A 23,672-nucleotide genomic window follows, 5' to 3' on the forward strand; every position below is an offset into this window, starting at 1 on the left:
GGCGGCAAGGTGGTCGGCATGAGAATCGCTCTGGGGACGATCCCCTTCGGGACCACCGTGGACGAGGCGACCTCCTTCGCCATCCTCGACCGCTTCGTCGAAGGCGGCGGAACGATCCTCGACACGGCCAACAACTATCCGTTCTGGCTTGAGGGCGCGACCGGGGACGAGAGCGAGGCCACCGTCGGCCGATGGCTCGCCTCCCGGCGCAACCGGGACCAGGTGGTGATCAGCACCAAGTGCGGCGCCCGCCCGTCCACGCCCGGCGCCCGTACGCTCGACGCCGCCGAGGGCCTGTCCGCCGGTGTGGTCCGGGCCGCGATCGAGGGCAGCCTGCGGCGGCTCGGGACCGATCACGTGGACGTGTACTGGGCCCACATCGACGACAGGTCCACGCCACTGGAGGAGACGGTCGCCGTCTTCGACGAACTGGTGCTCGCCGGCAAGGCCAAGGAGGTGGGCGCGAGCAACCACGCGGTGTGGCGGCTGGAGCGGGCCCGCTCACTGGCGGCAGCCCGTGGCGGCACCCGGTATGGCCACGTGCAGCTGCGCCACTCCTACCTCCGCCCCCGGCCCGGCGTACGGCTGCCCGAGGGCGGGCACACCCTGGTCACCGAGGATCTGCTCGACTACGTGCGCTCCGAGGGCGACCTGACGCTGTGGGTCTACACGTCGCTGCTCGCGGGTGCGTACGCCGGCAAGCCGCTGCCCGAGCACTACGACCACCCGGGCACCACCAGGCGGCTGGCGGTGCTGGACGAGGTGGCCGGCGAGCTCGGCGCCACGCGCAACCAGGTCGTGCTCGCCTGGCTGCGGGCGCAGGACATCATCCCGATCGTCGGCGTCAGCTCGATCGCCCAGCTCGATGAACTGCTTGTCGACGTCAAACTCGGCGACGAGCAGATCGCCCGCCTCGACGCCCCCGCCTGACGCCGGGGCTCGTGTGCGCCCGCGGCGGGGAGTCGAAGCCGGCCCCGCCGCAGGCGCCCTTCTGTCTGTAGATCTTGTGGAGCTTTTGAATGAGCGTTTAGGATCCTGAACGTGGCATCAGGAGAGCGGACGTTCACCGAGGACGCCCGGAGGGCGCAGATCATCGACTGCACCATCAGGGCCCTCGCGACGCTCGGCTACAGGCAGGCGTCGATGGCGAAGATCGCCGAACTGGCGAAGATCACTCCTGGGCTCATCTCGTACCACTTCGGCGGCAAGGACGAACTGATCGACGCTGTCGTCGCCCACGTGGTGAAGCTCGCCACCGACCTGATGGTGCCGCGCATCCTGGCGCAGACGACCGCCGCCGACGCGCTGCGCGTGTATTTCGAGACGAACCTCGAGTTCATGCGCCTGCACCGCGAACCCCTGCTGGCGCTCGTCGAGATCATCACCCACGACCGCGACGGCCCGTACGCCAAGCAACAGGAAACCGCGCTCACCGACATCGAGAAGGTGCTGGCCTGGGGACAGCACACCGGTGAGTTCCGGGACTTCCCGTTACGGCCGATGGCGATCGCCATTCGCGGCGCCGTCGACGCCGTTCCAGGTCACCTGCTGAACGACCCCGACCTCGACCTCCGCGCCCTGGCCGCCGAGTTGTCCACCGTCTTTTCTCTCGCCACGAGGAGAACCTCATGACCCCGGCGCTGGAGATCAGCCGGCTGACCAAGCGATTCGGCGGCAAGCTCGCCGTCGACGCCATCGACCTCAGCGTCCCCCCGGGCTCCTTCTTCGGACTCGTCGGCCAGAACGGCGCCGGCAAGACCACCACCCTGTCCATGGCCGTCGGCCTGCTGCGACCCGACGACGGCAGCGCCAGGATCTTCGGAGAGGACGTCTGGTCCGCCCCGGAGCGGGCCAAGGCCATGGTCGGGGTGCTGCCGGACGGGCTGGCCATGCCCGAGCGGCTGACGGGGCGCGAGGTGCTCACCTACCTGGGCCTGCTGCGGGGCCTGGACAAGGAGGTGGTGGCGCGACGGGCCGAGGACCTGCTGGCCGTGCTGGAGCTGGACGGCGCGGAAAAGACGCTGGTCATCGAGTACTCGACCGGCATGCGCAAGAAGATCGGGCTGGCCACCGCACTGCTGCACGCGCCGCGGCTGCTGGTGCTGGACGAACCGTTCGAAGCGGTCGATCCGGTGTCCGCCGCCACGATCAAGACGATCCTGCGCGGCTTCGTCGCGGGCGGCGGCTCGATCGTGCTGTCCAGCCACGTCATGGCTCTGGTCGAGCAGTTGTGCGACCACGTCGCGGTGATCGACAGGGGCACGGTGGCCGCGGCCGGCACGCTGGACGAGGTGCGCGGCGCGCGCTCGCTGGAGGAGACCTTCGTCGAACTCGTCGGCGAGCGGGACAGCGGAGTCAAGGAGCTGTCGTGGCTGTCGCGCTGACCATGGCCCGGATGAAGGTCGCGATGCTGCGCCACGCCTTCCATGGCACGCGGGCGCAGACCGCGGGAACGGGCGCGGCGCTCGGCGCACTGCTCGCGGCGGGAACGGTCTATTTGGCCTTCACCGATCCGGACCTGCCGGCTGCCGGATACGCGGTCTGGCTGCTGGGCTGGATACTCGGCCCGATCTTCATGGGCGGCGGCGACGAGACGCTGCGTCCGGAGTACTTCTCGCTGCTCGGCCTGCCCCCGCGCCGGCTGGCGGCCGGACTGCTGGTCTCGGCCTTCGTCGGCGTGGCGCCGCTGGTGAGCCTGACCGCCCTGCTCGGGCTGCTGGTCGCGGGGGTCCGGCTCGGCGTCGCCAACGCTCTGGTGGCCGTGCCGGCGATGGTGCTGCAGCTGGCCGTTTTCGTGCTGCTGTCGAAGGTCTCCGTGGCGGTGGTCGGGCTGGCGCTGCGCACCCGGCCGGGTGCGATCGCCTCGGGCGTGCTCAACGGCGCGATACTGGCGGCGCTCGGCCAGATCTGGGTCTTCTTCGTGGTCTTCGGCCAGACCGGCGTGCCCGCCGCGGTCTGGTACCTGCCCTCCGGGTGGGGGCTGCTGGCCGTCCGGGGCGAGTGGTGGGCGCTTGGAGCGCTGGCCCTCCTGGCGCTGCTGCTCCTGGGCGCGTGGGCCGCGCTGCTCAGCAGGCGTGCGGGCGCCGCGCGGCCCTCCACGCGGGGCAGGCGCCCGATGCGGGCGGCGACCGCCAACGGCGCGATCGTCGCCAAGGAGCTGCGCACCTGGTCGCGCGACCTGGTGCGCAACCACCAGCTGACCTTCGCGTTGTCGTACGGCGTCTGCTTCGCGGCCAGCCCGCTGATCCTCGGTTGGGCCGGCATGCTGCCGTACGCGGGTCCGATCTTCATCGTGATGGCCGCGGCCATGACCGCCAACCTGTACGGCACCGACGGCACCGCACTGTGGCTGACGCTGCTGACGCCGAGCGCGAGCGACGTGCGCGGCAGACAGCTGGCCTGGCTGTCGGCACACGCGCCGGTGGCGATCGTGCTGACCGTGGCGTTCACCGCGGTCACCGGTGGACCGTGGCCCCTGATCCTGGCACTGCTGCCCGCCCTGCTGGGCGGCGCGGCCGGGCTGGTGCCGCTGGTCTCGGTATACGGGCTGGTGCCCGGCACCGACCCGCATCGCCGCGCGGGTAACCCGCTGCGCACCAGTGAGGACGACGGCGGCCTGACCGGGCTGGCCTATCTGATGCTGGCGCTGGTGCTGCTCACGGGCGCACCCGCGGCGCTGGCGGCGCTCCGGTACGGCTGGGCCGGCCTGGCCGTCGGCGTCGTGACCGGCGTGCTGTGTTACTGGGGCTTCGGCCTGCTCACCGAGCGGCGGCTGCGGTCGCACGGCCCGGAACTGCTGGACGTGATGCGGACCGGCCACAAGCCGCGGACGACGGTGAAGTCCCGCTTCGAGCAGCTGTCCAAGACGCAGAAGACGATCGCCTGGTGGTGCTTCGGCTTCGGCGCCATCCCGCTGGTCCCCCAGGGCATCGTCGCCGCCGTCTTCGTGGCCGACGGCATGCTGCGCCACAGCTGGTTTCTGGCCACATACATGCCGCCCGGGCTGCGCTATCCCGTCGCCGCCGCCTTCGCCGCGCTCGGGCTCGCGATGTACGGCACGGGCGTCTGGGTCGTCACGCCGCGGTCATCTCGATGAGGCGGGCGGCCATCGCTAGAGCCCGAGCAGGCCGTCGATGCCGGCCTTGATCTGGTCCTCCGTCAGGCCGCGTTCTACAGTGAGGTGCTCGAACAGGCTCGGCACGAACGGCGCGAGCAGCAAGTGGGCCAGGACCGTGGGGTCCGATTCGGGCCTCATCTCGCGCAGCAGCACGGACACATGCGTATGCATGGTGAGGTAGGCGCCGCTCTGGTAGCGCGCTCCCGGTGAGGCGGCCTCCGCCGCACGCATGATTTCGCCCTGCTCGATGATCCGGTCGGCGACCGTGTGGAGGAAGGCACGCAGCCGTTCGGCAGGCGGAGCGCCGGGGCCGAGGGGCGGCGGACCGGTCATGAAAGCTTCCTGGAAGCGCTGCTCGCCGTCGTCGAGCACCGCGAACAGGAGGCGGCTCACGTCGCCGAACCGGCGGTAGACGGTGCCGACGCCCATCCCCGCGGCGTGCGCCACGGCGTTCATGGTGACGGCTTCCGGGCCATGCTCCGCGATCAGGCGAGCGGTCACGTCGAGGATCTTCCGCCGGTTCCGAGCGGCGTCCGCGCGCTCCGGCAGGGCCTGTCCGGTGACGGGAAGCTCGGTGCGGGGCATGGTCCCGAGGCTACCGGACCGGAGATCCAATCTCCTTGCTTGCAAACCGGATTGTTATCCGATTTACTGCCATCGAACCGGATAACTATCCGGTTGATCGTCGTCGTTCGGAGGAGACGTCATCATGAGTGCCAAGATCGCGGTCATCTACTACTCGGCCACCGGCAACGTCCACCAACTCGCCAAGGCGGTCGCCGAGGGCGCGGAGAAGGCCGGTGCCGAGGTCCGGCTGCGCCGGGTCCCCGAACTGGCACCGGACTCCGCCATCGACGCCAACCCGGCCTGGCGCGAACACGTCGAGGCCGCCAAAGACGTCGAGGTCGCCACGCTGGACGATTTGATCTGGGCGGACGCCTACGCCTTCGGCTCGCCGACCCGTTTCGGCAACATCGCCTCACAGCTCAAGCAGTTCATCGACACCACGGGCGGCATCTGGCAGCAGGGCGTCATGGCCAACAAGCCCGCCACCGGTTTCGCCAGCGCTCACAACGCCAACGGCGGCAACGAGTCGACGATCCTTGCCCTCTACAACACCTTCCACCACTGGGGTTCGATCATCGTCTCGCCCGGTTACACCGACCCGGTGGTGTACCCCGCGGGCGGCAACCCGTACGGCACCGCCCACCGGGGCGGCGCGGGCACCCCGTCCGAGGAAACCCTCGCAGCCGCCCGCTACCAGGGCGAACGCCTGGCGGACATCACGACCCGCCTCCTGGCCGGCCGGGCTGCTTGAATGGCGGCATGCTGCACCTGCTGATCGTGAACTACACGGGCTCCGAGGAAGAGGCCGCCCCCTTCGTCCGCGATCACGTCGGCTATCTCGAACGGCACCACGCGGACGGCCTCTTCCTGGTCTCGGGGCAGACGGTGCCGTCGTCACAGGGCGGGGCCATCGTGGCGTGCGGCGTGGACCGCGAGACCGTCGAGCGAATCAGCGCCGAGGACCCGTTCGTCGTGAACGGCGTCGCGACCTACTCGATCACGACGATCGAACCGGGGCGGATCCACCCGGCTCTGGCAGAGCTGCTGAGCGCGCAGACAGCTTCGCCCGGCCCGCGCTGGAGCCGGCCCGGTGAGGCTGCGGGACACTGAGACGACGGCAGGAGAGGGGTGCCACTGGGATGCGCGTGCTCATCGTCGAGGACGACGAGGAGATGGCACAGGTCGTCGCGGTGGGCCTGCGCCGCGCGCAGATGGCCGTCGACATGGCGTTCGACGGTACGGAGGCGCTGGAACGGCTGGGCTCCGGCGGCGAGGCGTACGACGTGGTCGTCCTGGACCGGGACCTGCCCGGGACGCACGGCGACGAGGTCTGCGCGGCGCTGATCGCCGCCGGATGCCGCAGCCGCATACTGATGCTCACCGCCGCGGGCACGGCCGACGACATCGTGGACGGGCTGGGCCTGGGCGCCGACGACTATCTCCCTAAGCCTTTCGACTTCCCCGTCCTCGTCGCCCGGATCGCCGCCCTGGCCCGCCGCGCGCACCCCGCCGTACCGCCGGTGTTCCGCCACGGCGACCTCCTGGTCGACAGCGCTCGGCGCACGGCCGTACGGGCCGGCCGGCCGCTGGCCCTCACTCCCAAGGAATTCGGCGTCCTCGAACTGCTCCTCGCCGCCGGAGGCCGTGCCGTCTCCGCCGAGGAACTGCTCGAACGGGTCTGGGACGAGGCCGCCGACCCCTTCACGAGCGCCGTGAAGATCACCGTCAGCCGTCTGCGGGCCAAGCTCGGGGCGCCGCCGGTCATCGAGACGGTGGCCAGGAGCGGTTACCGGATCTGAGAACGTCCGACCGAGCAGAGCGCAGGATCCAGCCGAAAGGTCGCCACGTTCACATGCCCGTCCACGGCCCCGCCGCCGCCCGCGACATCGTGCCCGCCGCTCTGCGCCGGCTCACCGGCCTGGTCGTGCGCGCGAGCCTGCCCCGCCGCACCGTAAGGCTGCGGCTGACCGCCTTGTACGGAGGGCTGTTCCTGGTGTCCGGCGCCGCGCTGCTCGCGGTCACGTACGGTCTGGTGGTCGGCGCCGTCGACCGTCCGCCCGCCGTCGTGAAGCTGGCGGTGACGGTTGCCAGCCCCGGCTCGAGCACGCCGGCGGGCCAGGCACCCGGAAACTGGGGGCCACCGCACGGCGACGGCGAAGCGACGGACGCCGTGATGGCGGCCGTGCAGAGGGACGTGCAACAGACCGTGGCCCACCAGAAGTCCGCCATGCTGCACACCCTGCTGGTCCAGTCGGGGATCGCCCTGGGCCTGATGTCACTGGCGTCCGTGCTGCTGGGCTGGGTCGTGGCCGGCCGTGTCCTGCGCCCGCTGCGGACCATCACCTCCAGTGCACGGGACATCTCGGCGACCAGCCTGCACCGGCGGCTGGCCCTGGCCGGCCCGCGGGACGAACTGCGGGAGCTGAGCGACACGTTCGACGCGCTGCTGGCCCGGCTCGAAGGTTCCTTCCAGGCGCAGCGGCAGTTCGTCGCCAACGCCTCCCATGAGCTGCGTACGCCGCTGGCCCGCCAGCGCGTGCTGGGCCAGGTCGCCCTGGCCGACCCGGAACCGACCCTCGAGTCCCTGCGTACGGCCCACGAACGGATACTCGCTGCCGGACAGCAACAGGAACGGCTCATCGAAGCGCTGCTCACCCTGGCCCGCGGTCACACGGGCCTCGACGAGCGCCACCCCTTCGACCTGGCCCGGCTCGTCGGGGAAGCCGTGGCCGCGCGGGCAACCGCGGCGCACGAGCGGCAGGTGACCCTGCGCCCCTCGACCGGCGCGGCCGTCTCCTCGGGCCACCGGGCGCTCGCCGAACGGCTGGTAGCCAATCTGCTGGACAACGCGATCCGCTACAACGTGCCCGGCGGGGAGGTGGACGTCACCACCGGTACTCAGGCCGGACGCGCCGTCCTCACGGTCGCCAACACCGGCCCCGTCGTGCCCGCGGACGCCGTCGAGCGGATCCTCCTGCCCTTCCAGCGCCTCGGCCCGGCCCGTACCGGCCGCCGCGGGTCGTCCCAGGGGTTCGGCCTGGGCCTGTCCATCGTCTCGGCCATCGCATCCGCCCACGACGCCGGCCTCACCGTCGTTCCACGACCCGAGGGCGGCCTGGTCGTCACGGTCGTTTTTCCCGTAGCGGCGACGCAACCGCCGTGAAACCGGCCGTCGCGTAGAACGTCCGTCATCGCCGCCGCACCGACCGCGGCGACGTCCACGGCACGATCGACGCGAGTTCAGGAGCACTCCGCATGAACAACACACCGGCGGAACCCTCGTCCGCCGAAGCCCCATCGGCCGGCCGCAGGCCCGGCAACCGCCGGATCGGGCTGTCCCGGCAGCGGCGCGCGCTGGCCGCGACCGGAATCGCCGTAGTCGCCGGCAGCGTTCTCGTCACCGGCCTGACCGCGTCCGCCAGCCCGTCGACGGCCGCGCAGCACGCCGACAGGCCGGCGGCCTGCGTACCGTACGACCCGACCAAACCCCAGCCGCCCGCGCAGGACCCGGCCCCGACCTCCGTCAGCACGGGGGAGCAGGTGTACCACTGCATCTTCGACAACTACTACGGCGGTGCCCGGCTCGACGACCGCCCACTGCTTCAATACGCCTTCCAGGCCGTCGTCCGGGAACTGCGCAAGCGCGGTGTCGACCGGCCGGGCGCCGTACTGCCGGCGCTGACGGGCGACCGCGACAAGGACTGGCAGCTCTTCAGCCGGCGGCTCCAGGAGGTGCTGGACGCGGTGCCGGACGACCAGGGGCTGCGCTCCTCGCTCGCCGGAGCCGCGATCCAGGGAATGTTCGCCGCCCTGCACGACAACCACGCCGGTTACTCCCCCGGCGGCCCGGGTGCCCCGCAGGGCGCCCACCCGTGGGGCCTGGGCATCGGCCTGAACAGGCTCCTCCCCCCGGCCGAGACCGCCCCGGACTTCACCGGGCCGCTCTTCCTCACCACGGTCGGCACCGGCACCCCCGCCGCCAAGGCCAAGCTCAGGCCCGGAGACGTCATCGAGACGGTGAACGGCGTCCCGGTCTTCACCAACGGCCTGCTCAACCCGGGAGTCGTGGACTCGCTCCATCCGGCGTACCCCCGGCGCACCCCGGTGACCCTCACCGTACGACGGCCCGCCACCGGCCGAACCCTGCACGTGCGCGTCACCCCCGGACCGCTGCCCGCGCAACCTCAGCCGCACGTGACCGCCACCCTGGTGGCCGGCAGCATCGCTCGCATCCGCTTCGACGCCTTCTACCCGGGCGTCGCTCAGGAAGCCCTCAAGGCGATCGCCGGCCTCCAGGCGACCACCAAGCTCACCGGCATCATCTTCGACCTACGCGGCAACCACGGAGGAGTCGGGGAAGAGGGCAACACACTGATGGGCGCGTTCGTCCACGGCGCCGCAGCCGTCTCCTTCTGCGACGCCGACGGCACCTGCGACCCCCAGCCCGTCAACGACAACACCCCGTTGCTGCATCTGCCCATGGTCACCCTCACCGACGACGGCTGCGCCTCCGCGTGTGAGATGTTCGCGACGGGCGTCAAGGACCTTCACCTGGGCACCCTCGTAGGCACCCGCACGGCGGGAGTCAACTCCGGTCCCGCCCACCTGTACGCGCTCAACGACAACACCCTGATCCGACTGCCGTCGCAGCACGTCATCGGCGCGAACGGCGAGATCATCGACGGCGTCGGTGTCCCACCGGACTACTACGCGCCACTGACCGCGGCGGACGCGTCCACCGGCAACGACCCGGCCCTCGACAAGGCGAAGGCGATCCTCCGGTCCTAGCCGACGTGAAGCCGGGCTGACCTCCGCAGCTGGTGGCCCGGCTTTCGCGTGTCTAGAGGTCATACAGGCTCGCAGCCCACGTATGAAAGGACCTCTCCCGAGCGGGCCTACTTAAGGTGGTCAGAAAGGTAGCGGCGGACGAGGCGTTTGCATTCGGCGATGAGGTCGGGATCGCCGTCGGGGTGGGCGCGGAAGGCCAGTTTGAGCACGGCGTCGGCGGCCTCCACGGCGACGACGAAGGCGCGGGACAGGCCGTCGCCGGGCGCCACGCCGAGCAGGTCCACGATGAGGGAGCGCAGGCGGTCGGCGACGACCACGTTGTTCTCCAGCGCCTCGTCGAGCATCCGCTGGGTGCCGGGGAAGGCGGGGCCACCGGGAGCGGCGAGCACCTCGCCGAAGTCCACCACGCCGAAGCCGGGGGTGGTCCGCTTCATGCGCACGAACTCGTCGACGACCAGGTCCACGGCATCCGCCCAGTCGGACGGCGGCGCGGCGGCCAGCCGGGACGCGATCCGGTCCAGGTACGCCTCCAGGTTCCGCAGCGCGAGCGCACGGACCAGGCTCTGCTTGTCGGTGAAGAACTGGTAGAAGGTCCCGATCGGCACCTCGGCCCGGCGGGCGACCTCCTTGGTGGTCAGGGAGGCGTACCCCACCTCGTCGAGCAGCAGGGCGCACTCGTCCAGCATGCGCTCGACCCGCTCCTGACTGCGGCGCTGTGCTGGCCGTCGGCGCAACGCTCCCCCTGTTGTCATTCCGCCATTCTCTCCCGCTTTTCGGACAACGGAGCTAACATGAGTTCTCCTCATATTAGCTGAGAGAGGCGGCACTATGTTCCTCTGGGGTACGGCCACCGCGTCCTACCAGATCGAAGGAGCGGTGAACGAGGACGGCAGAGGGCCCTCCGTCTGGGACACCTTCTCCCACACGCCGGGAAAGGTCCGCGACGGGCACACGGGCGACGTGGCCTGCGACCACTACCACCGTTACCCCGAGGACGTGGCGCTGATGGCCGGTCTCGGCGTGAACGCCTACCGCTTCTCCATCGCCTGGCCGCGGGTGACGCCCACCGGCGCCGGCCGGGTGAACCAGGCCGGGCTCGACTTCTACGACCGTCTCGTGGACGCGCTGTGCGAGCGCGGCATCACTCCCGTGCCGACGCTCTTCCACTGGGACCTGCCGCAGGCGCTGGAGGACGAGGGCGGCTGGCTCAACCGCGACACCTCCCGCCGTTTCGCCGACTACGCCGCCGTCGTGGCCGAGCGGCTGGCCGACCGCGTACGCATGTGGATCACGCTCAACGAGCCCTTCGTCCACATGGTGGAGGGATACGGCCTGGGCATACACGCCCCGGGCAGGGCGCTCATGTTCGACGCGCTGCCGGTGGCCCATCACCAGTTGCTCGGGCACGGCCTGGCCACACAGGCGCTGCGGGCGGCCGGGGCGGAGCAGGTGCTGATCACCAACAACTGCACTCCGGTCTGGCCCGTCTCGGACTCCCCCGAAGACCTTGCCGCCGCCGAGACGTACGACATCCTGCACAACCGGCTGTTCAACGACCCGATCCTCACCGGCGCCTACCCCGATCTCTCGGCGTTCGGCGTCGAGATCCCCGTGAAGCCCGGCGACCTGGAGGCGATCGCCCAGCCCCTCGACGGGCTCGGGATCAACTACTACAACCCCACACGAATCGGCGGGCCCGGCGGGGACGGCCTGCCGTTCCGGTTCGAGGAGATCTCCGGCGTACCCACCACCGCGTTCGGCTGGCCCGTCGTCCCCGACGGCCTGCGCGAACTGCTCGACTCTCTTAAGGCCCGATACGGCGACGCACTCCCACCCGTCTACATCACCGAGAACGGCTGCTCGTACGACGGCCTGGACGACCAGGAGCGGATCGCCTACCTCGACGGCCACATCACGGCGATGCGCCGGGCGGACGTGGACCTGCGGGGCTACTTCGTCTGGTCACTGCTGGACAACTTCGAGTGGGCCGAGGGCTACCACCAGCGGTTCGGACTGGTCCACGTCGACTTCGAGACCCAGCAGCGCACCCCGAAGGCGTCCTACCACTGGCTGCGGAAGTTCCTGGAGGCTCAGAGCACCGACACGTGAACGTGGTCGTAGTGGTTGGCGGTGATGCCGCCGCGGTCGGACATCATCCGCCACCCGGCGCCGGTGCGCATGTCGTAGAAGCGCTGCTGCCAGATGATGTACATGATCCCGTACTCGCTCGCGTGCTGGATGCACCACTGCGCGAGAGCGTCTCCGCGCTCCTTGGCCACGGCGTCGGGCATCCGGCCGCCGCTGCTCATCATGAAGTCGCAGGCCCGGCCCTTGCCGTGCTCTCCCGGGTCACCGGGCCGCAGGCAGCCCACGCCGAAGGGCATCGGGAACTGCGACATGATGGCGTTGCGCGTCGAGATCATGCGCTGCGTCAGGCCGCTGCCGGCGTCGGGCGCCTGGAAGCCGTACTTCGCCATCAGCCGCTCGACCTCGCCGCGCCTCGCCTTGAGCTCCTTGATGTGCGCCTGCAGCTTGTCGATCTCGTCGGCGGCCGAGGCGGCCGCCTTCCTCTGCTTGGCGACGAGGTCCTTGACGCTGTTGAGCCGCTCGGTCCTGGCGGTGCCCAGGTAGGCCAGCGTCGCCAGTGAGCTCGGGTCGGCCGACAGGGAGAAGATCCGGGAGGCGTCCGCGCCCCCGCTCATGTACGAGGTCTGGGCGAACGCGGCCACCTGCCGCTGGGCCGCGAGCAGGGCTCCCTTGAGCTTTTTGACCCTGCTGGACGCCTTCTGCGCGGCCCTCTTCGCGTCATCCAGGCTGAGGATCTCGCCGCGGTACTCCTTCTGGAGCGCCGCGGCCTCCTGGGTGAGCTTGCGGAGCTTGGCCTGCTGGTCCGGCTCGGCCTCGGCGGTGAGCGCGCCCGAAACGGACGGCGCGACGAGCAGCGCGGTGGTGACCACCGCCAGCCTGGCCCAGCGTCCCGACCGCACGCGACCTCCACTCGGATTCGGCCTGAAACTATAGAAGACGATCTTTACGTCTGCTACCGGAACAGGTGAAACTCTTGGGTCCAAAGCGGACAACCGCCGGATTCCCCGCGCTGTAACCAATTCGAGACTTACGCGTCGCCTTACCGCACTTGAACGCGATTTCACCCCGACAGAGATTCGGGAGATCGTCACCCCCCACGAAGGGCTCACCGATGTCCCGACGAGAGATCGTCTCGACTCTGGCCGCCGCGGCTCTCGGCGCGGCGCTCCTGCTGCCGGTCTCCCCGGCGCAGGCCGGCCAGGGCGACCCGCTCCCCCCAGGGGACCAAGCCGACCTCTACCAGCTCGACAGCGCGCCCGGCACCTCGGGCACGCTGACCCAGAAAGGCTTCGACGTCGTCCAGCGGCACCTCGCGGACGACAAGGAGCACGTCGAACTGACGGCGACCCCCGCCGAGCTCAAGAAGCTCCAGATCCTCGGCTACCGGCCGCAGCCGGTGCGCAACCCGCAGGGCCAGACGCAGTTGCAGGCCGCGAAGGCGCAGGCGGCCGGCGGATACACCGTCTGGAAGTCCTACTCGGAGAAGGGCGGGATCGCCGACCAGCTCCGATCCATCGCGGACGCCAACAAGGACATCGCGAAGCTGGAGACGATCGGCAAGACCCTCCAGGGGAAGGACATCCTCGCGCTGAAGCTGACGAAGCTGGCCCGGGTGCTGCCCGACGGCGTCAAGCCGTCGGTGCTCTACTCGGCCACCCAGCACGCCCGTGAGTGGATCGCGACCGAGGTCGACATGCGGCTGCTGAAGTATCTGGTGGCCAACAAGGGCGAATCCGACGTCGGCCGGCTGCTGACCACCACCGAGGTGTGGTTCGTACCGGTCGCCAACCCCGACGGCTACGACTTCACCTTCACCGAGGGCAACCGGCTCTGGCGCAAGAACCTGCGGGACAACGACGGCGACGGCCAGATCACGGGCAACGACGGCGTCGACCCCAACCGCAACTTCCCCACGCGCTGGGGGTACGACGAGGAGGGCTCTTCCAGCGTCTTCAGCAGCGAGACCTACCGCGGCACCGGCCCGGCGTCGGAGCCCGAGACCCGGGCCATGGACGGCCTGCTCAAGCGGCTGCGTTTCAAGGCACAGGTCAACTACCACTCCTACGGCCCGCTGCTGCTGTATCCCGAGGGCTGGCAGGTCGAGACGAAGACCGCCGACGACCCCGTCTACCTGGCGCTGACCGGCACGGACGAGAACCCGGCCGTCCCCGGCTTCGACCCGGGGGTCGGCGCCGAGCTCTACACGACGAACGGCGAGACCACCGACCACGCCCACAAGGCGTACGGCACGCTCGCCTGGACGCCGGAGCTGGAAGAGGGCTGCGACGGCTGCGGCTTCGTCTTCCCCGACGACGAGGCGCTGGTGCAGGCCGAGTTCGAGAAACAGCTTCCCTTCGCGCTCGACGTCCTGAAGTCGGCGCCGAACCCGAGCGAGCCGGTGAGCCACCTCGGCAACACCGTGCCCGACTTCGTCGTGGACCCGTTCGACGTCAGCTACGGCACCGACCAGGTCGTGCAGGTGGACGCCAAGCGCAAGCTCGGGCCGGTGTTCCTCAACTACCAGATCAACGGCGGCCACACCACGATCGTCCCGACCTCCGAGTGGAAGGGCGGAGAGCGGTACGGCGACGGCTACGACACCTACTTCCACCAGCTCAGGGGCACGGTCAAGGGCGCGAAACCCGGCGACACCGTGAAGGTGTGGTTCCGCTCGCTCACGAAGAAGAGCGAGGAGTTCACCTACAAGGTCGCCACGGACATCGGCGGCAAGGTGCTGATCGTCGCGGCGGAGGACGTCACGGGCATCAGCCCGGCCCAGGGCGTCACGGAGGCGAAGTACGCCGACGACTACGCCAAGGCGCTCGCGGAGGCCGGCTACTCCTCCGACGTGTACGACGTGGACAAGAACGGCCGTAAGGCGCCCCACCCGCTCGGGGTCCTCAGCCACTACAAGGCCGTCGTCTGGGAGACCGGCGACGACATCATCCCCCGCGCGTCCGGGCAGCCGGGCGGCAGCGCCGCCAATCTGGCCGAGTCCCTGGAGCTGGCGTTCCGCGACTACCTCAACGAGGGCGGCAAGCTGCTCGCCACCGGCAAGTACGCGCTGTACGCCCAGAACACGAACGGCTCCTACTGGTACGAGCCGGACTATCCGGCGCAACCCGAGTGCACGACCCTGAGCAAGCCGCCGTGCCTCTCGCTGAGCAACGACTTCGTGCAGTACTACCTGGGCGCCTACACCTACGTGGAGGGCGGCGGCCAGGACGCCGACGGGAACACGTTGCCGCTGCGGGGCGCCGGCGGCGCCTTCGCCGGCTTCACCGGCACGCTCAACGGCGGCGACTCACCCGGGAACCAGAACCGCACCTCCTCGTTCGTCACGACCTCCTCGGTCCTGCCGGCCGACCGGTTCCCGCAGTTCGCCAGCTCGGCCCCGCTCAAGTGGCAGTACGGCGCGGGATCGCCGTTCAGCCCGCGCACCGGCTCCTGGGACGTGCAGAGCGGCCAGGCGGACGTGTCCTACAAGCGCCTGACGAGGACGATCGACCTCACCGGCAAGACCAGTGGCGAGCTGTCGTTCTGGACGTCGTACAACACCGAGCCGAACTGGGACTTCCTGACCGTCGAGGCGCACACGGCGGGCCAGGACGACTGGACGACACTGCCCGACGCCAACGGGCACACCTCGCAGGAGGCGGGCGACAGCTGCGCCGCCGGCTGGGTGGACATCCATCCCTTCACCGCCCACTACCAGACGTACGACGGCGCGTCGTCCTGCACCGCCACCGGCACGACCGGCGCGTGGCACGCGGCCACCGGCTCGTCGAACGGCTGGCAGCAGTGGTCGGTGGACCTGACGGCGTACGCGGGCAAGAAGGTCGAGGTGTCGATCTCCTACATCAGCGACTGGGGGACCCAGGGCCTCGGTGTGTGGCTGGACGACGTGGCCGTCAGGGCCGACGGCGCGACCATCGCGGAGACCTCGTTCGAGGACGACCTGGGCGGCTGGACCGTCGCCGGGCCGCCTCCCGGGTCGGCGACCGCGCTGAACGACTGGGCGCGCAGCGACCGCACGCTCGACGACGGCGCGGGCATCACCACGAAGGACACGGTCTACTTCGGCTTCGGCGCGGAGGGCGCGACGACGCAGGCGATGCGGACGGACCTGGTCCGCCGGGCCATGGCGCATCTCCTCGGGCGAGCGCTGCCGTAGGACCCGCGGTCCGGCCCGCGCCGCCCGGCGCGGGCCGGACCCCGGCGGCTCTTGCCAAGGCCGACCAGAACATGGTTCGGTCTGACATGGGTCGGTCTGACAGAGTGCGCGAAGAAGCGCCCGATCAGGAGGCAGGCATGCTGCAGCACGACACGCTGTTCATCGGGGGCGACTGGGTGGCCCCCGCGGGCACGGGCACGATCGAGGTGATCTCTCCCCACAGCGAGGAGGTCGTCGGCCGCGTGCCGGACGGCACCCCCGCCGACATGGACCGGGCCGTCGCGGCCGCCAGGGACGCCTTCGACAACGGGCCCTGGCCGCGGATGACGATGGCCGAGCGCGCGACGATCGTGGGACGGCTGGCGGACGTCTACGAGGCGCGCCAGGCCGAGATGGCGGAGATCATCACGACGGAGATGGGCTCTCCGATCACGTTCTCCCAGCTCGCCCAGGCGCCGCAGCCGCTGGGCATGCTCAAGTATTTCGCCGGACTCGGCGCGACGCTCCCCGAGGAGGAGGAGCGGCCCGGGCTGTTCGGCCCGGTGATCGTCCGCCGCGAGCCGGTCGGCGTGGTGGCGGCCGTCGTCCCCTGGAACGTCCCCCAGTTCGTCACCATGACCAAGCTGGCCCCGGCGCTCGTCGCGGGCTGCACCGTGGTGCTCAAGCCCGCTCCCGAGACGCCGCTCGACTCCTACCTGCTCGCCGAGATGATCAAGGAGGCCGGCATCCCCGCCGGGGTCGTCAACATCGTCGCGGCCGGCCGCGAGGCGGGCGAGCACCTGGTCTCCCACCCGGACGTCGACAAGGTCGCCTTCACCGGCTCGACCGCCGCCGGCCGCAGGATCGCGTCGATCTGCGGCGAGCAGCTCAAGCGCTGCACGCTCGAACTCGGCGGCAAGTCGGCCGCGATCATCCTGGACGACTGCGATCTGCCCTCGGCCATGGGCTTCCTGTCGATGGCCTCGCTGATGAACAACGGCCAGGCGTGCGTCGCGCAGACCCGCATCCTCGCCTCCCGCAACCGCTACGACGAGGTCGTCCAGGCCGTCGCCGAGATGGTGACGAGCCAGCAGGTGGGCGACCCCGCCGACCCGGCCACCGGGATCGGGCCGCTGGTGGCCAGGCGGCAGCAGGAACGGGTCGAGGGCTACATCAGGACGGGCATCGAGGAGGGCGCCAAGCCCGTCGTCGGCGGCCTCGACCGGCCGTACGACCGGGGCTGGTACGTCGCCCCGACCGTCTTCGCCGGGGCCACCAACGACATGCGCATCGCCCGTGAGGAGATCTTCGGCCCGGTGCTGGCGGTGATCCCGTACGAGGACGAGGCGGACGCGGTGCGGATCGCCAACGACAGCGACTACGGCCTGTCGGGCTCGGTCTGGACCGCCGACACCGACCGCGGGATGGACGTCGCCCGCCGCGTGCGCACCGGCACCTACGGCGTCAACATGATGCACACGCTCGACCCGAACACGCCGTTCGGCGGCTTCAAGGCCAGCGGCCTCGGCCGGGAACTCGGACCCGAGGGCCTGTCGGCCTACCTGGAGACCAAGTCCATCGCCCGCCTGGGCTGAACGCGTCCCGGGAAGAACGCGTGGGCGGAACGCGTCCCTCCGGCCCGGTGCGGCGCGCGTGCCGCACCGGGCCGGTGAAACCGCCCAGCGCGCCCCCGCGACGCTGGGCCACACCGTGTGAAGGTGTGCGCCGATCCCCCAATCGGCGGCGCGGATGGAGGGGTTCCGAATCCGCACAACCCGTATAGACGACCCTTATCGGGTTTTGGTTCGCGAGATCCAGTGACCAATTTTCCGGACCAGGTCAGGGGTGGCCGCCGCCTCCGCATGACCGTAGCCGGGCTCGATCCACAACTCCTTCGGCTCGGCGGCGCACTCGTACAACTGGTAGGCGTGCTCGGTGGGGAAGAACGGGTCGCTGTCGCCGTGCACGATCAGCAGCGGTGTGGGCGCGACCAAGGCCGCCGCCTCGTACGGCGGGAGCGGGACGGGGTCCCATCCGCCGCCCGCGATCCTGGTGCGCTTGGCCAGCCGGGCCGCCAGCCGGCCGTGCCAGCGCTCGATCGCCCAGTGGACCTGGCGCATGGGTTTGGTGCCCCGGTAGTACCAGCGGGCCGGGCCGCTCACCGACACCACCCCGTCCACGCCCCGGTGCAACGCGGCATGCCGTACGACCACCGCGGCGCCCATCGAGAAGCCGACCGTGGCGATCCGGCGGTAGCCGATGGCGCGGGCGTGCTTGACCGCCGCGTCCACGTCGAGGACCTCCAGGTCGCCCACCGTGGACCGGCCGCCGGAGCGGCCGTGCCCCCGGAAGTCGAACGACACCACGCCGCCGAACCTCGACAGGACGTGCACGATGCGCCTCGTGTCCGGCCCTCTCCACGTTCCGGTGAAGCCGTGCGCGACCACGATTCCGAGATCGAGGGAGCCGTTGGGCGTGTGCGCCGCGTCGATGCGGACACCGTCCGCCGTGCGCAGCATCGCCCCGAAGGCAGCAGCGAGAGCCATGCCCCCGACCTTATTTCCCACCGCTTCACCCCCTGTGCGACGGGGATCTCTCACAGGTCGGCCGTCGAGCGCAGCCGGTCCCAGGCCACCCCCAGCCTGACCTCCTCGTCGTCGAGTGACTCGATCTGGTCCCACTCGGCGTACCGGATCTCACCGTGCATGCGCCGCACGAGGGCGCCGAGCAGCGACGGCCGCCACAGCCCGGGGCCGCGCTCGTACCCGAAGAGCTGCCCGGCACGCCGCCGGGCGATCAGCAGCCCGGCCAGCCGGAACGCCTGATGGACCTCCGCGAGCAGCGGCCCGTCCTGGACCAGGCGGACGTCCACCGTGTCGCCGGCGACCTCCCCCGACGGACCGCGGACGGTGCGGCCGAGCAGTCCGCCGAGCCGCATGGTGTCCGTGCTGTCCTCCCACCTCTCCCGCACCTGGAGGGTCCTCTCCGGCGCGTCCTGTTCCTCAGTACCGGCCGCTCCCGGGATCCTGCTGACGACGTTCCTGGTCAGCCAGCGCTCCAGTGCCAGGTCCTGCCGGTGGCCGGCCACCCGTACGGCGCTGCCGATATCGGTCACCACGCTCATCTCGATGCGGTACGGCCCCGGCCGTTCCTCCCTCCGGAACAGCCGGTCGGTCTCGGTCATCAGCCATCCCGGCAGGCCGCCCAGCCGCGGACCGAGCGCCAGCGGCCCCGACAGGATCGCCGTGACGTACGGCCGGTCGCCCGGCCGCACCTCCAGGTCGTCCACCTTGCATAACAGGCGGTCGTCGCTCTCCCTGACGACCTGCCGGTCGAGCAGGTGCAGGCGGGCGTGCAGCACCCGTGCCGGCTCACTCACTGACCATTCACCTCCTCACGTACCGGGCCGTCACTGTCCCGCCTTCGTCGCGAGCATCAGGGGGATGGCCGCGAGCGCCACGACGAGAAGCAGCACCATGTAGAAACTTCCCAGCACGTTGCTGAATCTGCCGTTGACCTTGTCCCCCATGTAGTCGGGATCGTTGGCGATCATGAGAACCGGCAGGTAGGTGAGCGGAAGGGCCGCGGCCGAGAAGACCAGCGAATACTCGGTCACCTTGATCGGATCGATGGTGGTGAGGATCAGCGCGGTCGCGACGATCACCGAGGCCAGCACGGTCACGTGGAACCGGGCGGCGCGGCCCGGCACCACATACTTGCCCCACTGCCAGCCGAAATACTGGCTCAGCGAGTAGCCAGACGACAGGGCGGTCTCCAGCGTCGCGCCGAACGTGGCCGCGAACACCCCGAGGATCACCAACCCGAGCCCGATCTTGCCCAGTCCCTCCGCGACCGGCAGCACCATCTGCCCGAGCGAGTCGGGCTCGGCCTCGACCGGCATGAAGGCGGTCGCCGCGCACGCCGCGATCGCCAGCGACAGCACGCCGCCGAGGGGGAAGCCGACGAACACGTTGGCCCGCGCCGTCACCAGATCCTTGCGCGTCCACTTCTCCTCGACGCCACCCGAGGAGAAGAAGAACACCTCGTACGGCGTCATCGCTCCGCCGAGCAGCGCGATCGCGTAGTAGAGGTAGGTCGGCACGCCCTCGTCCTGCGGCGGCCGGACGAGCTGCGTGGTCAGCTCGCCCCAGTCGGGCCCGAGCTGCCACAGCGCGACGAGGAACACGACGAGCGCGAGCCCGGCCAGCCCGAAGACGCGCTCCATGGTCTCGAACTTCACCCGCCACATGACCAGCCAGGCGACCAGGGCCACGGGCGGCACCCACAGCAGATAGTTGAGACCGGTCACCAGCTCCAGCGCGAGCGCGGCGCCGCCGATCTCGGCCGCGAGCGTGAGCACGTTGATGAAGAACGACGCGCCGAGGTTGACCAGCCCGGCGCGCGGCCCCATGCGCTCGCGGACGAGGTCGAAGACCGGCCGCTGCGACACCGCCGCGATCCTGCCGGACATTTCGGCGAAGACGCAGATCCCGATGATGCCGACGACCACCACCCACGCGAGGGACATCCCGAACCTCGACCCCACGACGGCGTTGGCGACCAGGTCGCCGATGTCCACGAAACCGCCGAAGGCCGTCAGGATGCCGAGCGTGACCGCGATCAGTTTCTTCACTTGTGCTTCTCCGCGAAGTCGCTCAGCTCGCTCGCGAGCCTGTCCAGCTCCCGTGCGGCCGCCTTCGGGTCCTTCACCCCGTCGCGGCGCTCCTGGATGAGCAGGTCCTCCACCTCGCTCTCGGCCTTCTCGGTGAGGCGCAGCACCTCGTCCCTGATCCGGTCGGAGGCGTCCGAGGGCGGCTGCACGCCGCCGAACTGGTCGTTCACGCTGCTCAGGTCCTGCACCGCCTCGGTCAGCACAACCTCGGCGTACGGCCCGGTCATCCGGTCGCGGTACGCCACGGCGGAGCGGGCGAAGCGCACGGCCGAGACGGCCGACTCGGCCGTCTTCCCGGCCTTGAGCGCGTAGTCGTGGTCGTCCCACGCGGGGCTGACGCAGGCGGACAGCAGGAGTGCCGTCAGGAGGGCGAGCAGCGCCAGCCGAGCCGACGCGATCATGTGCGCCGCCGCAGCAGGAGGTAGGCGAGGACGAGGATCGGCACGAGCAACTCGGCCCAGGCGATCAGCAGCACGAGACCTTCATCCGTCACAGTCGACTCACCTGCCCGAACGACAAGCCTTTAGACAGGATGGAATGCGACTCGCGCCGACGGCGTTGCCATCGAGGGTCCCTTACGGCGGCGGCGTGTAGCGGCGATCGGGATCAACTAAAATGGCTGGGCCGTGTCATGCGGCGGATGTGCGTCTCGCTTCGGTCCCGGGACGCGGACGACACCCCGACGAACCAGAGCGAGAACTTCACTATGCCTATGAACACCCGCGACGACCTGCGGAACATCGCGATCATCGCGCACGTCGACCACGGCAAGACCACGCTGGTCGACGCCATGCTATGGCAGTCCGGCGCGTTCCGGGCCAACCAGGACGTCGACGAGCGGGTCATGGACTCCAACGACCTGGAGCGCGAAAAGGGGATCACCATCCTCGCGAAGAACACGGCGGTCAGGCACGGCGGCATGACCCTGAACATCATCGACACGCCCGGCCACGCCGACTTCGGCGGCGAGGTCGAGCGCGGCCTGTCGATGGTGGACGGCGTGGTGCTGCTGGTGGACGCCTCCGAGGGCCCGCTGCCGCAGACCCGCTTCGTGCTGCGCAAGGCGCTCGCCGCGAAGATGCCGGTGATCTTGTGCATCAACAAGGTGGACCGGCCGGACGCCCGCATCGCCGAGGTCGTCGACGAGGTGTACGAGCTGTTCATCGACCTCGACGCCACCGAGGAGCAGATCGACTTCCCGATCGTGTACGCCTCGGCCAAGGCCGGGCGGGCCTCGCTGGAGCGCCCCGCCGACGGCGGCATGCCGGACTCCCCCGACCTGGAGCCGCTGTTCGAGACGATCAAGAACACGATCCCGGCGCCGGTCTACGACCCGTCCGCGCCGCTCCAGGCCCACGTCACCAACCTCGACGCCTCCAGCTACCTGGGCCGTATCGCGCTGTGCCGCGTCCACCAGGGCACGATCCGCAAGGGCCAGCAGGTCGCGTGGTGTCGCACCGACGGCAGCGTGCAGCGCGTCAAGATCTCCGAGCTGCTGATGACCGAGGCGCTGGAGCGCAAGCCCGCCGAGGAGGCCGGGCCGGGCGACATCATCGCGATCGCCGGCATCCCGGACATCATGATCGGTGAGACGCTGGCCGACCCCGACGACCCGCGCCCGCTGCCGCTGATCACGGTCGACGAGCCGGCGATCTCCATGACGATCGGCACCAACACCAGCCCCCTGGTCGGCAAGGTCAAGGGCGCCAAGGTCACCGCCCGCCTCGTGAAGGACCGTCTCGACAAGGAGCTGGTCGGCAACGTCTCGCTGCGCGTGCTGCCCACCGAGACCCCGGACGCCTGGGAGGTGCAGGGCCGCGGCGAGCTGGCCCTGGCGATCCTCGTGGAGCAGATGCGCCGCGAGGGCTACGAGCTGACCGTCGGCAAGCCGCAGGTCGTGACCAGGGTCGTCGACGGCAAGGTGCACGAGCCGGTCGAGCGCCTCACGGTCGACTGCCCGGAGGAGTACCTGGGCGCCGTCACCCAGCTCCTGGCCGTACGCAAGGGCCGCATGGAGCACATGACCAACCACGGCACCGGCTGGATCCGCATGGAGTTCCTGGTGCCGGCGCGCGGCCTTATCGGCTTCCGCACCGAGTTCCTCACCGAGACCCGCGGCACCGGCCTCGTGCACCACGTGTTCGAGACGTACGAGCCGTGGTTCGGCGAGCTGCGCACCCGCAACAACGGCTCGCTGGTCGCCGACCGCGCGGGCCAGGTCACCGCGTTCGCCATGCTCAACCTGCAGGAGCGCGGCACGCTGTTCGTCTCCCCCGGCACCGAGGTGTACGAGGGCATGATCATCGGAGAGAACTCCCGCTCCGACGACATGGACGTGAACATCACCAAGGAGAAGAAGCTCACCAACATGCGCTCCTCCACCAGCGAGGAGACCGAGAAGGTGATCCCGCCGCGCGTCCTGTCCCTGGAGCAGGCCCTGGAGTTCATCCGCGACGACGAGTGCGTGGAGATCACCTCGGAGACCGTGCGCATCCGCAAGGTCGTCCTCGACGCGTCCAGCCGTGGCCGCGCCGCCGCCCGCGCCAAGCGCGGCAGCTGATCCCGCCCCGGCCCGGGCGCGGGCCGGGCGCCGAAGCCCTCGCCGAACGATCGGCGGGGGCTTCGTGCTTTGGTCAGGAGTCTCCCGTGGGCCAGGTCAGCCGGCCCGCGCGCAGGTCGTCCACGACCGAGCGGAGCCAGCGCTCCTCCGCGTCGGTGACCGCGAGCATGTACTCGCTCTCGATGGCGGTGACCCTGGGCAGATCGCCCGTCTGCGCCGCCAGGGCGCCCTCCAGGCCCGCCCTCGTCTCCGCCAGCCGCTCGGCACGGCGTTCCAGCAGCCGCAGCGCGTCTTCCGGCGGGATCATCATCAGGTGTGACAGTGCGGCGGGGAACTGCGGGAACTCCTGCTTGGGCACGGCCAGCATCTGGTCGAGCCACTCGCGGGCGACGTGCCGTCCCGCGTCGGTGAGTTCGTACACGGTCCGCTCCGGATAGGCCGGGTCGCGGGTGGTCTCGCGGACCGCGATCAGCCCCTCGGCGTGCAGCCGCTCGATCGTGCGGTAGAGCCCGGCCCGCTGGCTCACGTTGACGACCTGGTCCTTGCCCCACTGCTTGATCAGCCGCTGCACGGCGTACGGGTGCATCGGCTCGTGGTGCAGCAGCGCCAGCACGGTCAGCGCGAGCGGGGAACTACGGAGGGAAGCGCTCATGTCCCCGATCCTAGCCTCAAACGAACTAGTTGACGAGCAACTAGTTGCAGTGCAACTATTCCTACTGCGAGCGAT

21 protein-coding genes are annotated in these 23,672 nt (G+C 70.3%); 13 read left to right on the plus strand and 8 right to left on the minus strand.

The genetic code is table 11. The features are described from left to right. The first annotated feature begins 18 nt into the window (after positions 1-18). The 4 genes from FH610_RS37720 (at position 19) to FH610_RS37735 (ending at position 4,096) form a co-directional block, all read left to right on the plus strand. Complete coding sequence (locus FH610_RS37720) at positions 19-930, plus strand: aldo/keto reductase (RefSeq protein ID WP_139580022.1); 912 nt, start codon at positions 19-21, stop codon at positions 928-930. 111 nt (positions 931-1,041) lie between these two features. Next, positions 1,042-1,632: a TetR/AcrR family transcriptional regulator gene (locus tag FH610_RS37725; protein ID WP_161628183.1), complete on the plus strand. Its 591-nt coding sequence runs from the start codon at positions 1,042-1,044 to the stop codon at positions 1,630-1,632. Continuing rightward, positions 1,629-2,384, plus strand: a complete 756-nt coding sequence (locus tag FH610_RS37730; RefSeq protein ID WP_139580024.1) for an ABC transporter ATP-binding protein — start codon at positions 1,629-1,631, stop codon at positions 2,382-2,384. Before FH610_RS37725 ends, FH610_RS37730 begins: the two co-directional genes overlap by 4 nt. Beyond that, positions 2,369-4,096, plus strand: coding sequence for a hypothetical protein (locus FH610_RS37735; RefSeq protein WP_139580025.1), 1,728 nt, complete (start codon positions 2,369-2,371; stop codon positions 4,094-4,096). Before FH610_RS37730 ends, FH610_RS37735 begins: the two co-directional genes overlap by 16 nt. 15 nt (positions 4,097-4,111) lie before the next feature. Here the strand turns inward: FH610_RS37735 and FH610_RS37740 are convergent, their stop codons facing one another. Further along, positions 4,112-4,702, minus strand: coding sequence for a TetR/AcrR family transcriptional regulator (locus FH610_RS37740; protein ID WP_139580026.1), 591 nt, complete (start codon positions 4,700-4,702; stop codon positions 4,112-4,114). Between the two features lie 124 nt (positions 4,703-4,826). Between FH610_RS37740 and wrbA the strand changes: the two genes are divergently transcribed. From wrbA to FH610_RS37765, 5 genes are all read left to right on the plus strand, one after another. Then, a complete protein-coding gene (gene wrbA, locus FH610_RS37745; protein ID WP_139580027.1) occupies positions 4,827-5,435 on the plus strand; it encodes an NAD(P)H:quinone oxidoreductase in 609 nt (202 codons plus the stop codon). An 8-nt stretch (positions 5,436-5,443) separates the two neighbouring features. After that, a complete protein-coding gene (locus FH610_RS37750) occupies positions 5,444-5,794 on the plus strand; it encodes a YciI family protein (RefSeq protein ID WP_139580028.1) in 351 nt (116 codons plus the stop codon). Between the two features lie 29 nt (positions 5,795-5,823). Continuing rightward, the gene (locus tag FH610_RS37755) at positions 5,824-6,483 is read left to right on the plus strand and encodes a response regulator transcription factor (protein ID WP_139580029.1); all 660 of its coding nucleotides are present in this window, start codon (positions 5,824-5,826) and stop codon (positions 6,481-6,483) included. A gap of 53 nt (positions 6,484-6,536) precedes the next feature. Next, on the plus strand, positions 6,537-7,847 hold the full coding sequence (locus FH610_RS37760; RefSeq protein ID WP_139580030.1) for a sensor histidine kinase: 1,311 nt from the start codon (positions 6,537-6,539) through the stop codon (positions 7,845-7,847). A gap of 92 nt (positions 7,848-7,939) precedes the next feature. Continuing rightward, the gene (locus FH610_RS37765) at positions 7,940-9,472 is read left to right on the plus strand and encodes a S41 family peptidase (protein WP_139580031.1); all 1,533 of its coding nucleotides are present in this window, start codon (positions 7,940-7,942) and stop codon (positions 9,470-9,472) included. A gap of 107 nt (positions 9,473-9,579) precedes the next feature. Here FH610_RS37765 and FH610_RS37770 read toward each other — a convergent pair whose 3' ends face one another. Beyond that, positions 9,580-10,224, minus strand: coding sequence for a TetR/AcrR family transcriptional regulator (locus tag FH610_RS37770; protein WP_139580032.1), 645 nt, complete (start codon positions 10,222-10,224; stop codon positions 9,580-9,582). Between the two features lie 76 nt (positions 10,225-10,300). Here FH610_RS37770 and FH610_RS37775 point away from each other — a divergent pair, with 76 nt between their 5' ends. After that, positions 10,301-11,581: a GH1 family beta-glucosidase gene (locus tag FH610_RS37775; RefSeq protein ID WP_139580033.1), complete on the plus strand. Its 1,281-nt coding sequence runs from the start codon at positions 10,301-10,303 to the stop codon at positions 11,579-11,581. On the opposite strand, the gene FH610_RS37780 is transcribed toward FH610_RS37775, so the two are convergent. Next, complete coding sequence (locus FH610_RS37780) at positions 11,563-12,459, minus strand: coiled-coil domain-containing protein (RefSeq protein ID WP_139580034.1); 897 nt, start codon at positions 12,457-12,459, stop codon at positions 11,563-11,565. The two genes, FH610_RS37775 and FH610_RS37780, sit on opposite strands and share 19 nt — an antisense overlap. A 212-nt stretch (positions 12,460-12,671) precedes the next feature. Here FH610_RS37780 and FH610_RS37785 point away from each other — a divergent pair, with 212 nt between their 5' ends. Next, positions 12,672-15,734: a M14 family metallopeptidase gene (locus FH610_RS37785; protein WP_139580035.1), complete on the plus strand. Its 3,063-nt coding sequence runs from the start codon at positions 12,672-12,674 to the stop codon at positions 15,732-15,734. Between the two features lie 137 nt (positions 15,735-15,871). Next, positions 15,872-17,308: an aldehyde dehydrogenase gene (locus FH610_RS37790; RefSeq protein ID WP_139580036.1), complete on the plus strand. Its 1,437-nt coding sequence runs from the start codon at positions 15,872-15,874 to the stop codon at positions 17,306-17,308. Positions 17,309-17,503: 195 nt separating this feature from the next. On the opposite strand, the gene FH610_RS37795 is transcribed toward FH610_RS37790, so the two are convergent. From FH610_RS37795 to FH610_RS37810, 4 genes are read right to left on the minus strand one after another with little or no spacing between them, the layout of a single operon-like run. After that, on the minus strand, positions 17,504-18,259 hold the full coding sequence (locus FH610_RS37795; RefSeq protein ID WP_240809434.1) for an alpha/beta hydrolase: 756 nt from the start codon (positions 18,257-18,259) through the stop codon (positions 17,504-17,506). 50 nt (positions 18,260-18,309) lie between these two features. Beyond that, entirely contained in the window at positions 18,310-19,092 is a 783-nt protein-coding gene (locus FH610_RS37800; protein WP_139580037.1) for a hypothetical protein, read from the minus strand. 30 nt (positions 19,093-19,122) lie between these two features. Further along, entirely contained in the window at positions 19,123-20,346 is a 1,224-nt protein-coding gene (locus FH610_RS37805) for an NRAMP family divalent metal transporter (RefSeq protein WP_139580038.1), read from the minus strand. After that, positions 20,343-20,786, minus strand: a complete 444-nt coding sequence (locus FH610_RS37810) for a hypothetical protein (RefSeq protein ID WP_139580039.1) — start codon at positions 20,784-20,786, stop codon at positions 20,343-20,345. The genes FH610_RS37805 and FH610_RS37810 overlap by 4 nt, the downstream gene beginning before the upstream one ends. A 305-nt stretch (positions 20,787-21,091) precedes the next feature. Between FH610_RS37810 and typA the strand changes: the two genes are divergently transcribed. Then, the gene (gene typA, locus FH610_RS37815) at positions 21,092-22,945 is read left to right on the plus strand and encodes a translational GTPase TypA (RefSeq protein ID WP_139580040.1); all 1,854 of its coding nucleotides are present in this window, start codon (positions 21,092-21,094) and stop codon (positions 22,943-22,945) included. Positions 22,946-23,018: 73 nt separating this feature from the next. Here typA and FH610_RS37820 read toward each other — a convergent pair whose 3' ends face one another. After that, on the minus strand, positions 23,019-23,597 hold the full coding sequence (locus tag FH610_RS37820; protein WP_139580041.1) for a PadR family transcriptional regulator: 579 nt from the start codon (positions 23,595-23,597) through the stop codon (positions 23,019-23,021). Positions 23,598-23,672: the final 75 nt, after the last annotated feature.

Origin of the sequence: Microbispora catharanthi (assembly GCF_006334915.2) — a bacterium.
In the GTDB taxonomy this organism is placed as follows: Bacteria; Actinomycetota; Actinomycetes; order Streptosporangiales; family Streptosporangiaceae; genus Microbispora; species Microbispora catharanthi.